This window comes from Clostridium sp. E02, from assembly GCF_003833015.1.
Classification (GTDB): domain Bacteria; phylum Bacillota; class Clostridia; order Lachnospirales; family Lachnospiraceae; genus Lacrimispora.
The window spans coordinates 25,353-38,692 of the sequence record NZ_RJLQ01000028.1 but is presented as its reverse complement, the minus strand read 5'-3'; the positions used below and the strand labels follow the sequence as shown (position 1 = coordinate 38,692).

The window sequence follows — 13,340 nt, the reverse complement described above, 5'->3', positions numbered from 1 at the left end:
TAATGAATACCTCCTTCGAGCCAGCCACTTGATGAAATATCAAAGGGTCTATTAAAGTTGCCCTATTTTGTTTCATTGTAAATATCAAATATTTTTTAATTCACTATTGACATTTATTAGCTGGACTGATCATTAAATGGATGATAATACTTGATACAATTCGTCCTCTGTGGGACGGTCTAAATAGGCAACACTCCCTCCATGTTCTATGGTCCGTTTGATCCCACCAGTTACTTTACCGATCACAGCTCCGTGGCCGCCCTGTTCTTTTAACGCGGATACCAAATCTTCTCCATGATCTGCTGTCAAAAGAACGCATCCGGTAGAAAAAAGGCGATACGGGTTTAGATCGTACCGCTCGCAGATTTCTATCGTTTCCTGCCTCACCGGAATGTTAAGAAGAGAAACACGGATTCCCGTCATATAAGCACCGGAAAGATTCCAGAGAGCTTTTAGTATTCCGCCCTCCGTCACTTCTTCCCAGTCAGAAGCTCCTAGCTCTTTAAAGCTAGAAGGGACCTTTTGATTCGATTCCTTATCCTGTGTTAGGATTCCATCAATGTAGCTTTTTGAAAACCACTGATATAGTTCCTCTTTTTTATTTTGTACAATAAGAACCGTTCCGGCATATCCAGCATATCCGACCACCACAAGGTCCTGACCTGGTTTAACCCATCCGGTATTTTCTCTATCAATCTTTCTCATGCCTTCCTATACTCCCGGTCCTGATTCCCAACCGTTATCTTGTGGCATTATATCTCCACCAGGTCCGATAACGGCACTGGTCTCCGCCTCAGTTTGGGGTGTCGGTATCTCTTCAACCGGCATCTGCGGAGGGTCTACTGGTTCTACGACTGCTGGTGCCGCTGGTCCAACTTTGATAATCGCTTTTGAAGCATTGTACGTATCGGTATGAAGAATTTCACGACTTTGTTCTTTTCCATCTACAGATACAATCTTCCAGAGTCTCGACTTGATTCCCCTATGAGCAGATTGCACCTGCTTTCTGGTTCCCGGCTCCATCGTTGGATCCACAATTTCTTTTGGTGCTCCTGGATCTGTAACTCTTAGCGTTTCTGAAACAAACTGAAAGGTCCGATTTGCAGGTCTGGTTTCTTTTCCATAGATGGTGAAGGTAAGCGTTCTTCCAGAAGTGTACCCTTCAATATAAATTGGTGTACTGTAGTTATTGGTTATCTTAATATCCTTATAGGTTCCTGCAATGGCAGCATCCTCCGATGGCTTAACATAAGAAATTGCCATGGAATGGTTCTGTCTCTGACTGATCTCTAGTTCTGCGCGCAATGAGGCATTGTATAGAGTGGTGGAAATCTGGCATACCCCACCGCCCACACTGTCAACTACCTGCCCATTTTCATAGGCACCCGCGGTTGCATATCCATTTGATAATGTAAACGGATGCATGGATTCATATCCGGATAAGATTTCTCCTGGCATAAGCACGTGTCCGTTTATCTTCCCGGAACCCACTTTCAGATTCTTAGATCTGGAAGCACCGCTTGATGAAAAATTAGTGGAAAAAGTTCCCAGTACATCGTGAATGGAAGACAAATCTTCCGTCGTAATCCGAGGATTCACCTCAGTAACCACTGCATTGGCGGTAACAGGTTCCTTTAATCCATTGGCAAGCGCAGCATCTAGGGCTTGCTTTGTGGCTTCTACATCCACCTGTTTTCCAATGACCGAAGGTGTGACTATAAATTCACCGTTCTCCCGGATAATGGAAGCATCTTTTGGCTGTGCAACAACAGAGGAACATTGTTCTGTAACAAATGCCACCAGTTTATCATGATCCAATGCCGTTTCCAAAGGAATGATGACATGATTATGCTCAATATCCTTTAAATTAAAATATTGGCTAAGCAGGTTTCCACCCTGCCAGGATGAAGCTGCCTGTGATACAGCATCTGGATTGCTCCAGTAAAATCCCAAATCTTTTGCTGTCGTCTCCATGGGCTGACCATCGACTACCAATGTAATCTTCTGGCTCTCCATTTCCTGAACCATACTTTGTATCTTCTGATTTGCTTCTTCTTCCGTCAGACCTCCAAGATTATAGTCTCCCACATAAATCCCATCCGGAAGGGAATCCGCCATAGCATGTGCAGGAGAAAATAATCCAATTCCCGCTGCCAGCACGACTGCTGCCAGACCTATGGACAAAGTTTTCTTTTTCATATTCATTCCTCTGTTCTACTGTGTCTGTATCTTCCCGGTATTTTACCGCATTATAAAAAGCTGAACATCATAGGTAAAACCATAGCAATAATAAGCAATGCTACTACCACAATTAAAGCAATCGATAAAAATTTTCTGTTGTTTTTATTTTTGAAGTTAATCATATTGTATCACCTCTCTTATATTCTTCCATACTCCGCTATGATTTTATCCGTGATTCTGGATATTTCATTTCTGGTCATATGGTCTATTTGCACAGATAAAACTATTTTATGATATTTTAATAGATCCTGCAAGTGTTCTTTTTGCCTTTTTCCAGCAGGCTGCTCCCTTTTCACCTTGTAAATCAAAGGTTTCTCTATAAAAAAGGCAGGTTCTCTTTTCGCAAATCGTTTCTTCATCTCCTCATATAATTCATGCGCAGCCAAAGCATCCTGAAACGCTCTGTGGTTTGCTCTTTGTTCCAGTCCATAATACTGGCAGGCTGAAGCTAAATTTTTCTTAATATCCACTGGCATAAATGTTCTTGCCAGCTTAAGAGTATCCATACCACAACGTTCAAATCCCAATCCGGCGTTTACCACTGCCCTCTTTAGGAAACTATAGTCGAATATCACTTGATGTCCAAGTATAGGTTCTTTTCCTGCAAATGTTAGAAAATCATCGATTACGTCTCCAATCCCAGGTGCCCCTATTAATTGAGCGTCTGTGATCCCAGTTAACTGCATGACTTCTTTGCTTAAGTTTTTATATGGATTTACAAATGTCTGATACGTATCTTTTACCTTGCCGTTTACGATCTGGACTGCACCAATTTCAATGATTCTATCTCGTTTGGGGTTCAGACCGGTTGTTTCTAAGTCTAATGCAATATAGGATGATAGCACTTCTTGATTTTTCACTTCTTTCCTTCCTCTGTCCGGGCACTGGGACACAGTTCTTTCAAAAAACATTCCATACATCTTGGATTTCTGGCAAAACAGATGGATCTGCCAAGCGTTATGATCTGAATATTCCATAAAATCCAGTGATCTTTGGGAAGGACTTCCATCAACTCATATTCAATCTTTTCTGGGTCATCTGCCTTGGCAAATCCCAGTTTTTTCGAAATCCGCTTTACATGGGTATCAACAACAATACTAGGTTCCTTATAAATATTTCCCCGAATGACATTGGCTGTTTTTCTGCCCACTCCTGCAAGTTTCGTCAGCTCCTCGATGGTATCTGGAACCTCTCCATGATGTTTTTCTACCAGGTCCTGACAACAGGATATAATATTCTTGGCTTTCATCCGGTAAAATCCAAGAGAATGTATCTCCTGTTCCAGTTCCATTTGATCTGCCAATGCAAACTTTTTTAATGTATCATATTTTTTGAATAACCCTGGAGTTACCATATTAACTCTGGCATCGGTACACTGAGCGCTTAAAATAACGGCGATCAGAAGCTGCCAGGGTGTATTATGGTTCAAATAGCAGACATAATCGGTTCCATATTCCCGGTTTAGGGCATTGATTACGTTCCTAACCCGGATATCCCTTTCTGCCTTCGTCTCTCTTTTTTTCATTCGTCCCTCCATACACCGATCTCGTAAACGGTTGCATTATAAGAGAGGGGATCCCGGTTTTTATAGTCAAATAAAACGGCTCTTCCATCCCGAAACACTTCTATATGAGCCATTTTCATCAACTGTCTTGCCTCATATCCCTGATAACCTACCGAAAGGTAGTTAAAAGTTTTCGACTCTTCCATAAAGAAAGTCCTTACCTTTTCCTTTGCAAATGCTTGACCCAATGCAAAGGGCGGACGGCTTTTTAAATTCTCTCTTAAGTACAAATCATATACCAGTAAGTCCTGATAGATAGACAGTTTCTTTGGAAAGTAACTACCAATAAAATCACAGAGGATCTCATACCTTGCCATCCGATTGTGATTGATCTTTAAAAGATCCTTTGCTTCATAATATTTTGCAAGTGCCTCAAACATGTCAAAAGGCGTTTCAAAATCCAAGCATAACGCAGCAACTGTATTGGTAAATTGTCCACTGTTCCCGTAAATCTCTAACATCTCTTCCAGAGCCTTGAGTTTCAGAACTTCTCCATAGTTAAGCCACTTGGTCGACAAAACTTCATACGGAGGCATCTGTCTGTGCTCTAGTTCATATTCCCCGATCTTTTTCGATAGATAGGAGCCTTTTAATACCTTTAAAAATCCAAGTTGCAGCTGATCTGGCTCCATGGCATAAACCTGATTAAAGGAATTCCGAAAAGTTTCATAGTCTTCATAGGGGAGTCCTGCAATCAGATCTAAATGTTGATGGGTATTTGAAAAACTGTGTATCCGATCCACCACCTGTTTTAAAATCTCCAGATTCATCTTTCGTCTAATTTCCACAATGGTATCCGGATTGGTACTTTGAACCCCGATTTCCAGCTGAATTAACCCCGGACGCATACAAGCGATCAGTTTTAACTCCTCTTCGTTTAATAGATCTGCTGAAATCTCAAAATGAAAATTTGTCACCCCATTGTCATGTTCCATAATATGATGCCAGATCTTTTTCGTGTGTTCCCTCTTACAGTTAAAGGTCCGATCTACAAATTTAACTTGAGGAACCTGTTTCTCAAGGAAAAAGTCAAGTTCCTTGAGTACCAACTGGGTATCCCGAAGCCGAACCGATTGATCCAGGGAAGAAAGGCAGTAACTGCAGGAAAATGGACACCCTCTGCTGCTTTCATAATAAACAATCCTATTTTCAAAAAGATCTGGATTTTCATACAGAAACGGAATGGTATTTAAATCCACAACGGTTTTTAAAGGATTTACCACCACTTGGTTGTCTTTCCCTCTAACTGCCACACCATCTATGGTATCAAAGGCGGTATTCCTGATATAGGACCGAACTACTTTTGAAAAGGTCTCTTCCCCTTCTCCCATCATAATTCCAAACACATTTGGTTCTTTTTCTAATATTGCAGCTGCGTCATAAGACACCTCAGGACCTCCCAGCCAGATCTTCACATCAGGAAGAATCTTCGGAAGGTCCTGAACCAGGAAAAGAATCGAAGACAGATTCCAGATATAGCAGGAAAATCCAACTACATCTGGCTTTCTTAGATAAATATCTTTTAATATCTCCTCCAATTGATTGTTGATGGTATATTCTGAAATCTCAATCTCAAATCTTCCATCAAAAAGTTCTGGTTCTTTCCCATGAGCCTCTGCATATGCTTTTAAGCTGTAAATTCCAGGATTCGAGTGAATGTATTTGGCATTGAGTGCCGCCAGTAAAAATTTCATATTAAACCTCGATCTCTATTTTTCTTCCAGAAGGGTGATACTGGTAATGCCGAACTCCAGCCGCATTCAGCATACGCTTGGAAGCATTCACTTCAGGAGTATCTTTATATTTATCCGAACCATACACAATGGTTTTAATGCCTGACTGTATAATTGCCTTCGCACATTCGTTGCAGGGAAATAAGGTTACATAAAGCTTTGATCCTTCCAGACTGCCGCCCCTGTAATTTAAGATCGCATTCAACTCACTATGGGTTGAATAAAAATATTTGGTATGATAAGGATCTTCTGATTCATGTTCTCTGTCCCATGGAAATTCATCGTCGGAACATCCCAATGGAAATCCATTGTATCCCATGGATAAGATCTTATTGTCTTCGCTGACAATGCAGGCACCTACCTGAGTACTGGGATCTTTTGACCGTTTGGCAGAAAGAAGTGCCACTCCCATAAAATATTCATCCCATGTTATATAATCTTCTCGTTTCCCAGTCATTGCATCAATCCTCCTTCTACTGTATGGATCATCTGATATCCTGCTGCCTTCATAAGCCGATTCATAATGGCCTGTCCCAAATGATCTTTGGAAAAGCTTTCAGAAAAGATAACATCCACACCCAAATCATCAAATTCCCGCAGCACTCCATACAAATTATGGGCAATTGTCTCTTCTTTGGCACGAAAACCTAAACTTCTTACGATTCCATAGGAATAAGAATCCATGGTTTCTCCCGTACAGATCACACCGACACGTAACCCGGAATCCAACTTCTCTTTCACAAGCTTATTAATTTGTAATACCACCGCTTTCGGCTCCCCTTCCACCAGGGTAAGATCTGCCTTCGGTGCATAATGCTTATATTTCATCCCTGGGGCCTTTGGTTTTGCATTCCCAAGTAAGGGACCTTCGGTTATCGCAGGATCAAGCTTGATCACTCTGCCAAGAACCAAAGAAGCCATCTCTTGTGTGACCGCTCCGGGTCTTAAGATCATAGGCTCATTGGTTGAAACATCTATGATTGTTGACTCAACCCCGATCCCCACTGCACCCCCGTCCAGGATCATCTCAATTTTGCCTTCCAAATCCTGCCACACATGGTCTGCTGTGGTTGGACTTGGGCGGCCAGAAGTATTGGCACTTGGAGCGGCAATTGGCACTTTAGATAGACGAATAAGTTCACGCGCCACGGGATGTTTTGGCATCCGTATGGCAACCGTATCAAGCCCACCTGTCGTCTGACCGGGAACCTCACTGCTCTTTGCAAAGATTAAAGTCAGCGGTCCTGGCCAGAATGCTTCCATTAATTTCTTCCCATCCTCTGAAACATAAGAAACCAAAGGGGCTAAGTCCTTCTGGTCTGCGATATGAGCAATCAAAGGGTTGTCCGATGGTCGTCCCTTTGCTTCATAAATCTTTTTTGCCGCCACTTCGTTCAGCGCATTGGCTCCAAGACCGTAAACAGTTTCGGTTGGAAATGCGACCAAACCGCCGTTTTTTATAATATTGGCGGCCTCCTTTAACTGGCTCTCAACCGTTTGTTTATTTTCTTTTAATATCAATCGTTTTGTTCTCATACTATATCTACTCTTTTCTTTTCGCTTCCATTTATCATATCACAGCCCCTGTTTGCATGCAACGTATTTACCACGGAATGAGATGCATCAAATGGCATATGGCATAAGAAAAGGAAGGGTTGTAAGTTCCTTCCAATAATGGTACCATGATAGGGATATTTAAGTTGGGAGGAATGGAAAATGAACTTAATCACACCAGAATATTATGACCCGAAGTTATCTGTCCGGGATACACAAAAGGCAATCAAATACATCCGGGATACCTTTCAAAAGGAGCTGGGGAAAGAAATGAACTTAGAGAGAATCTCTGCCCCGTTATTTGTAGAACAAAGCAGTGGCTTAAACGATAATCTAAACGGAGTTGAACATCCCGTACAGTTTCATATCCCTGGAATACCAGGGGAAACCATGGAAGTTGTTCACTCTCTTGCCAAATGGAAACGTATGGCTTTAAAACAATATGATTTTCAACCAGGGGAAGGTCTCTACACCAATATGAATGCCATCAGAAGAGAGGAAGAACTGGATAATCTTCATTCCTGTTACGTGGATCAATGGGACTGGGAAAAGGTTATCAAACGAGAGGAAAGAACCGAAGAGACATTAAAAGAGACGGTAAAAACGATTTTTAAGATCATCAAACATATGGAACATGAGGTTTGGTATCAGTATCCACAAGCTGTTAATCACCTTCCAGATAAGATTGCATTTATTACCACGCAGGAGTTGGAAGACCGTTATCCTGACAGGACACCAAAGGAACGGGAGAATCAAATTGCCAAAGAATACGGTTGTGTGTTTCTTATGAAGATTGGAGAGAAGTTAAAAGGGGGAGAGCCTCATGACGGCAGAGCTCCTGACTACGACGACTGGCAGTTAAACGGGGACATCCTTTTTTGGTTTGAACCGTTAAACTGTGCTCTGGAGATCTCTAGTATGGGAATCCGGGTGGATGAAATCTCTTTGGCCAAACAGCTAAAAATTGCAGGATGTGAAGATCGAAGTCAGCTTCCTTATCATAGGATGTTGCTAAACGGAGAACTCCCCTGTACCATTGGCGGAGGAATTGGACAATCCCGGCTTTGCATGCTTTTATTAAACCGGGTTCACGTTGGAGAAGTTCAGGCAAGTCTATGGCCAGAAGAGATGAGAGAAGAATGTAGAAAACACAAAATCATCTTGTTATAGACATATTATAAGCCTATCAAAAAAAGGAAAGCAAATGCCCTATGCGCATCTGCTTTCCTTTTTTTGATAGGCTTATCTGGTATTTAAATATTCCAGAATACCCATATGTATGGTGTACGCCAGCTGATCCTGATACTCCTCAGATTTTAAAAGTGACGATTCGTCCCAATTGGTCAAAAATCCACACTCTGCAATCACAATTGGTGTTTTTACATGAAGCAACAGATAATAATTATCGTTTGGTTTGGCAAGTCTGGTGTTTTTCTCACCAAGGACATAATCAAACCGTTTTTGTATTATTTCAGCCAGACTCTTCCCTTTTTCCGATCTTTTATAATAAAACACCTGTCCCCCGGATATTCCCTCTTGGTGATAACTGTTCTGATGAATGCTAACCGTTAGATCCGGTTTCGCCTCATTGATGATTTCACACCTTTTTTTCATATCGGCCATCTTTTTTCGGTTATCCTTTGCAGAATACAAACCGCTATCATTCTCTCTGGTAAGCACCACCTCGACATCAGAGGCCTCCAGATATTTCTTTAAACGTTTCGCAATTTGGAGATTAATATCTTTTTCCAGGGTACCATCAATGCCGATCTTGCCAGGGTCATTCCCACCATGCCCCGCATCAATTACGACAACTGGCTTTTTTGTATCAGCCTTAACCTGATTCCCTGCGGCCATTTTTCCGGCCTGAGATGAAATCACATATACCAATAACAGCAAAATCACCGCCATAAACGGTTCCCATTTTTTTAACTTCACGTTCTCTACCCAATACTTATTCTTATTGAATTATATCTTTATAAGAAATAAAAAAGAACTGGTTATAGGTGATTTCCTTAATTAGATTCCAATTCCATATCAAGACGTACTTCATCCCATAGACTGGCAGGCTCAAATCCAAGTTTCCAGCAAGCCACTCCAGCCAGATCATGCTGCTTGATTGCCTTCATCTTAAGCCCAATGGAGCGTTCCTCCTCTAACCATATTCTCTTCATACCTTCTTTGGTCTTTTGTTCTCCATAATACTGTCCCAGGGCTTCCTGCCAATACAGTTCTATCTTATTATCTTTGACCCACTCTTTGGCTCTGGCAATGCCAACGGCGGAAGAAGATACCTTCCCCTCCCCTCCTTCTGCCCAGATCCTGGTATAGAAGGGAATGGCATTGATCACCTTTTCCTTGGGTACATAAAGAAGAGTATCTTTAATTCCTTGTTGCACATATGAAATAGAAGCAACCGACCCAGCGTCTCCACCTGCATAGTGTTCATCGTATCCCATGATAATGACATAATCAGCCACAATCCCTTGCTCTTTCCGATTATAAAATGCATTGGAAGCAGTCGGAATATAATTATCTATAGACAAAACAATTCCTTTTTCCCTGCAGGCTACTGACAATTCCCGAATAAACTGGACATAATGGACACCAGCCTCTTCTTTGATTCCTTCAATATCCAAATTTATGCCATCAATCTGATATGTTTCTACTTCTTTCATCAGTCCTTCAATCAGTTTTCTTCTGGCAGAGGTCTTTCCCATCAAAATTTCTGTATTCACATCCGAATTAAAATTATTCATCAGTGCCCAGACCTGCATGCCCTTTTTATGCGCTTTTTTCACATATTCTTTGTCTGCAAGAGAAATAAAGTTTCCTTCGTTATCTTTTAATTCAAACCAGGTAGGAGATATAACATTGACCCCTTTCGTATTACCAACCAGTTGATCAAACGTTTTATTCCCATCGGGATTTGTCATCTGATGCCATACAAGGCAAACCGGTTCATTCATAGAAATATTTTTATACACTGGTTTTTTAAAGGTACTGACTGGAGTTTCATTTTTTCTTGTCCCTAATCTTCTTCGTTCTATGTAACCAATAAACCCATCTGCTGTGCGGATCTGATCCCAGGTTTTCATTGATTTTAAAACAGTCACCTGACTTCCCTTTAAAACACTGGTGACAATGGGGCTTCGAATTCCGCCTTTTACTCTTACATTCCCATCTTTTTTAACCAATGCCATCTCTTTTTGATCCCATCTATTATTGATAAATATCCGCTTGTGTAAAGCGGTATCATAGGCGGACACTTTAATATCTGTATAGTTCGCAACCAAGCCAATGGACAAATAAACAACACCCTTGTCAAGAAGGATCAGGGGATTCCCAGAAATACCTTTTGAGGTAGAATCCGCATAGACAATGGAATTCGGCAGGGCATATACCAGCAGTTTTTCATTGTTATCCCAGTAAAATCGTTCGTTTAATTCTTGATTGATCCATTGAATCGGAAGATAAGTCTGTCCTTTTACAAAGATTCCTTTCTTCTCCTGAAGTTCCTCATTGAGATAAAGTGCCACTTCATCGCCTTCAACTCCAAGGAGCTTTGTTAAATCCGCCTGTTCCTTCGTAGGGATCAACTGCTTCAGAAATCGAGTTCCAATAAAACCAGCGATTATCAGCATAATCAATCCCAGTACAGCTAAGAACGGCGTGGTTCTTCTCATCATCTGCATACCTCCTGCTACGGTTCTTATAGATCGGTTTGATTTTGGCCGTATATTCCATTGATTATATCATAATTTTTTCGATGTAAAGTTTAATTTTTCATTACATTCCTTCCAAATCCCCTTCCCCGCCCTGATGGGAATCAAACGCTCTTCCGGCTGAAGATGATATCCTGATTCACATCCCATGTAGCTTATCTTCTCCTAATGATTGTATACCTGGTCAAATCTTATCTCCTGAAGCTTTCCAGTTTTCTCATTCGGAACAAAATCAGCCATATAAAAGAAATTATCCTCCCTTACTTCAAAAATTTTACCCCAATCTTCTTCTGGAAGTTCTTCCCCGTCAATTAAAATGGGAATTCCCTGCTTCCTATACCTTTTCAGTCCTCTCAGATACTGTTCTTTTTGTGTGCTTTCGTTTCTTTTACCAACGGTTTTTTCACTCATTTTAGCCCTCTCCTGCCTCTCTCCCCTATTTAATATAATTGCTTATAAAAATCTATGATCTCACTGGTGATTATAAATGGGTCTACGGATAAAGGAATTCGTCTAACCGGAAACCGAAGCTTCTTTTCCATATTTTTTCTGGCTTCCTCACTCCCAAATGACAGCAAGCTTTCCCAGCTCTTTTCAGCTTGTGTCCTATTACGTTCAAAATCCACAAACTCGCTCATCTGCCACTCACTTAGGCTTCCCACAACAAATTGTCTGTCGCATCTTAAAAACTCTTTTAAATTCCCTTCACTTACCGACCCATAATCCACAACCAAGGTCTGATATTCGGACTTTTTACACAATAACAAGGTATTTATATCAGCCGATGCGTAGCAATCGGTTTCAAGTACCCGAAAAAATCCATTCTTACCATTGTCTTTGCTGCATACACGTTTCATGGAATTTAAGTCTCCATGGCGGTTCCATTCTAAAACAGCACAGGTTTTTCGTTCCACACCACTTAAATATCCAGCTAACATAAACGCAAAGTGGGTGACCCCTACGCTCCTTCCCGCTCCTATGATTCCGATGGTCACCTGTTCTTCTTGCTTCTTTTTGGAACGAAACAGCTTCCACCGGTGTTTGAATCGCTCCTTCATGACTCTTTTTTCCTTTCAAAGATCTGTCTGATCCTACCCTTAATGGTTTTAGGCTTTAACGTCTGATCCTTTAATAATTCTTCTAGGAGTACCTTATAAAAAGACTGCACCTCGGTACCCGGAGAAAAAGGATCCTTAAAATACGGTGCTCGAAAAAATAGAGAAGAAGAAAATTCTCTAGGAAGCCTAAGCTCTTTTCCCAAATGGTTAAACACTACTACATGGGTAATCTTGTTTTTTTTCATTGAATGAATGGCATCTATGGAATTTTTTCTATTCCAGACGCTGCCATCACAAATTAAGATGATTCCATCCGGATCGGATCGGACTGCAAGTTCCATATTTTTCCCGCAGTCTAAAATCCGCAGGGAAAAGGGGGGATCTTTTAACTTGACTCCAGGTCCGTAATAAGGTTTTAATACCAGCCCTCTGTAACGCATGAGCCCGTATTGATCCCTTTTGCCTTTTGCTGCATCGAATCGTCCGGCACCTAGGCCGGTATCTTGTTTTTCTACAAATAAATTGGGAGATCCGTGATTTTTAAGAAATATAGACAGAGCGATTCCCATATGGGTGGTTCCTGCCCCTGACTTGCTCCCAATGAGAGCAATGGTAAGAGATGATGCTGTCAGACGTGTTTTTGCAGCCATTTCTGCATTTTTTAACTGGTTGAGTCGTTCTAATAACTCATTAGCCGATGAGAATCGTTCCTCTTTTTCTTCCTGTACGCACGTTCTTATTACAGCTGCCAGATCCTTGTTCATCGAGGAATCCGGTTGAAAAGGCAGTGTGGGAAATCTACCTGTATATAAATAATGAAGGATGGAACCAATAGCATATATGTCTGTCCTTTCATCCAGAATTCCATCTTTTAGATACTGTTCTGGTGCTGCACATCCAACGGTACCGTAACGATCTCCTGGCATATTTGCCTGATCAATTGATCCAGCAAGTCCAAAATCAACCAGTTTTAATTGGCACTGGCATAATAACAGGTTTTTCGGCTGTAAATCCAAATGTAAAATGGGGTTTGATCCTGCGAGATGCAGGTAACTGATAATGCTGGCTAGCTGAATTCCATAGAATATGGTCAGCTCCCGCGATAGATGACCTTGTGATTTTACAAGATCATAAAGAGATTCTCCTTCCAGATACTCTTCAATTAAATAACTATAAGATTCGTCTTCTTCTACGTCATAGACAATGGGGATTCCTGGATGGCGCAGTTCTTTTAAAACAAGAGCCTCACGCCTGAATTGTTCATAATTAAGAAAGCTTTTGGGTACCCGCTTAATCGCCCGATACTCCTCAAGCCCAAGATGAACCGACAGATATACACATCCTTCCTGACCGGTTCCTAAGATGCCGCATAGCTGATATTTGCCAAATAAAACGGTGCTTACTTCTATCGCCTCCTTATGTCTGCAAACTATCATCTCTTGTGCCTATTCTAATATACTATTAA

Annotated in this window: 13 protein-coding genes; 1 reads left to right on the top strand and 12 read right to left on the bottom strand. The window is 41.3% G+C overall.

Going from position 1 to position 13,340, the window contains the following annotated elements:
* Positions 1 to 132: 132 nt before the first annotated feature.
* From EFT72_RS17420 to EFT72_RS17385, 7 genes are all read right to left on the bottom strand, one after another.
* Positions 133 to 705 (bottom strand): AIR synthase-related protein, encoded by a 573-nt coding sequence (locus tag EFT72_RS17420; protein WP_124068189.1) that lies wholly within the window; start codon positions 703 to 705, stop codon positions 133 to 135.
* 6 nt (positions 706 to 711) lie between these two features.
* The gene (locus EFT72_RS17415; protein ID WP_124068188.1) at positions 712 to 2,199 is read right to left on the bottom strand and encodes a VanW family protein; all 1,488 of its coding nucleotides are present in this window, start codon (positions 2,197 to 2,199) and stop codon (positions 712 to 714) included.
* A 179-nt stretch (positions 2,200 to 2,378) separates the two neighbouring features.
* Positions 2,379 to 3,101: a 3'-5' exonuclease gene (locus EFT72_RS17405; protein ID WP_347561901.1), complete on the bottom strand. Its 723-nt coding sequence runs from the start codon at positions 3,099 to 3,101 to the stop codon at positions 2,379 to 2,381.
* Positions 3,098 to 3,766 carry an endonuclease III gene (gene nth / locus EFT72_RS17400; RefSeq protein ID WP_124068186.1) on the bottom strand — a complete coding sequence of 223 codons (669 nt, stop codon included), beginning with the start codon at positions 3,764 to 3,766 and terminating at the stop codon, positions 3,098 to 3,100. The genes EFT72_RS17405 and nth overlap by 4 nt, the downstream gene beginning before the upstream one ends.
* Positions 3,763 to 5,499, bottom strand: a complete 1,737-nt coding sequence (locus EFT72_RS17395) for a B12-binding domain-containing radical SAM protein (RefSeq protein ID WP_124068185.1) — start codon at positions 5,497 to 5,499, stop codon at positions 3,763 to 3,765. Before EFT72_RS17395 ends, nth begins: the two co-directional genes overlap by 4 nt.
* A gap of 1 nt (position 5,500) precedes the next feature.
* Positions 5,501 to 5,995, bottom strand: coding sequence for a dCMP deaminase family protein (locus EFT72_RS17390; RefSeq protein WP_124068184.1), 495 nt, complete (start codon positions 5,993 to 5,995; stop codon positions 5,501 to 5,503).
* Positions 5,992 to 7,074 carry an L-threonylcarbamoyladenylate synthase gene (locus EFT72_RS17385; RefSeq protein WP_124068183.1) on the bottom strand — a complete coding sequence of 361 codons (1,083 nt, stop codon included), beginning with the start codon at positions 7,072 to 7,074 and terminating at the stop codon, positions 5,992 to 5,994. The genes EFT72_RS17390 and EFT72_RS17385 overlap by 4 nt, the downstream gene beginning before the upstream one ends.
* A 180-nt stretch (positions 7,075 to 7,254) precedes the next feature.
* On the opposite strand from EFT72_RS17385, the gene asnA reads away from it, so the two are divergent.
* Positions 7,255 to 8,262 carry an aspartate--ammonia ligase gene (gene asnA / locus EFT72_RS17380; protein ID WP_124068182.1) on the top strand — a complete coding sequence of 336 codons (1,008 nt, stop codon included), beginning with the start codon at positions 7,255 to 7,257 and terminating at the stop codon, positions 8,260 to 8,262.
* 72 nt (positions 8,263 to 8,334) lie between these two features.
* Here the strand turns inward: asnA and EFT72_RS17375 are convergent, their stop codons facing one another.
* The 5 genes from EFT72_RS17375 to EFT72_RS17355 all read right to left on the bottom strand — a co-directional run bounded on the left by EFT72_RS17375 (position 8,335) and on the right by EFT72_RS17355 (position 13,311).
* Positions 8,335 to 9,030: an N-acetylmuramoyl-L-alanine amidase gene (locus EFT72_RS17375; RefSeq protein ID WP_124068181.1), complete on the bottom strand. Its 696-nt coding sequence runs from the start codon at positions 9,028 to 9,030 to the stop codon at positions 8,335 to 8,337.
* Between the two features lie 77 nt (positions 9,031 to 9,107).
* The gene (locus EFT72_RS17370) at positions 9,108 to 10,781 is read right to left on the bottom strand and encodes a glycosyl hydrolase family 18 protein (RefSeq protein ID WP_124068180.1); all 1,674 of its coding nucleotides are present in this window, start codon (positions 10,779 to 10,781) and stop codon (positions 9,108 to 9,110) included.
* A 201-nt stretch (positions 10,782 to 10,982) separates the two neighbouring features.
* On the bottom strand, positions 10,983 to 11,228 hold the full coding sequence (locus EFT72_RS17365) for a hypothetical protein (protein ID WP_124068179.1): 246 nt from the start codon (positions 11,226 to 11,228) through the stop codon (positions 10,983 to 10,985).
* 29 nt (positions 11,229 to 11,257) lie between these two features.
* The gene (locus tag EFT72_RS17360; RefSeq protein ID WP_124068178.1) at positions 11,258 to 11,875 is read right to left on the bottom strand and encodes a hypothetical protein; all 618 of its coding nucleotides are present in this window, start codon (positions 11,873 to 11,875) and stop codon (positions 11,258 to 11,260) included.
* Positions 11,872 to 13,311, bottom strand: coding sequence for a serine/threonine-protein kinase (locus tag EFT72_RS17355; protein WP_124068177.1), 1,440 nt, complete (start codon positions 13,309 to 13,311; stop codon positions 11,872 to 11,874). The genes EFT72_RS17360 and EFT72_RS17355 overlap by 4 nt, the downstream gene beginning before the upstream one ends.
* Positions 13,312 to 13,340 lie beyond the last annotated feature (29 nt).

Bases quoted from the DNA above. Each gene is read 5' to 3' on its own strand.
- EFT72_RS17420 (WP_124068189.1), bottom strand. From the start codon at position 705: ATGAGAAAGATTGATAGAGAAAATACCGGATGGGTTAAACCAGGTCAG.
- EFT72_RS17415 (WP_124068188.1), bottom strand. From the start codon at position 2,199: ATGAAAAAGAAAACTTTGTCCATAGGTCTGGCAGCAGTCGTGCTGGCA.
- nth (WP_124068186.1), bottom strand. From the start codon at position 3,766: ATGAAAAAAAGAGAGACGAAGGCAGAAAGGGATATCCGGGTTAGGAAC.
- EFT72_RS17395 (WP_124068185.1), bottom strand. From the start codon at position 5,499: ATGAAATTTTTACTGGCGGCACTCAATGCCAAATACATTCACTCGAAT.
- EFT72_RS17390 (WP_124068184.1), bottom strand. From the start codon at position 5,995: ATGACTGGGAAACGAGAAGATTATATAACATGGGATGAATATTTTATG.
- EFT72_RS17385 (WP_124068183.1), bottom strand. From the start codon at position 7,074: ATGAGAACAAAACGATTGATATTAAAAGAAAATAAACAAACGGTTGAG.
- asnA (WP_124068182.1), top strand. From the start codon at position 7,255: ATGAACTTAATCACACCAGAATATTATGACCCGAAGTTATCTGTCCGG.
- EFT72_RS17370 (WP_124068180.1), bottom strand. From the start codon at position 10,781: ATGATGAGAAGAACCACGCCGTTCTTAGCTGTACTGGGATTGATTATG.
- EFT72_RS17365 (WP_124068179.1), bottom strand. From the start codon at position 11,228: ATGAGTGAAAAAACCGTTGGTAAAAGAAACGAAAGCACACAAAAAGAA.
- EFT72_RS17360 (WP_124068178.1), bottom strand. From the start codon at position 11,875: ATGAAGGAGCGATTCAAACACCGGTGGAAGCTGTTTCGTTCCAAAAAG.
- EFT72_RS17355 (WP_124068177.1), bottom strand. From the start codon at position 13,311: ATGATAGTTTGCAGACATAAGGAGGCGATAGAAGTAAGCACCGTTTTA.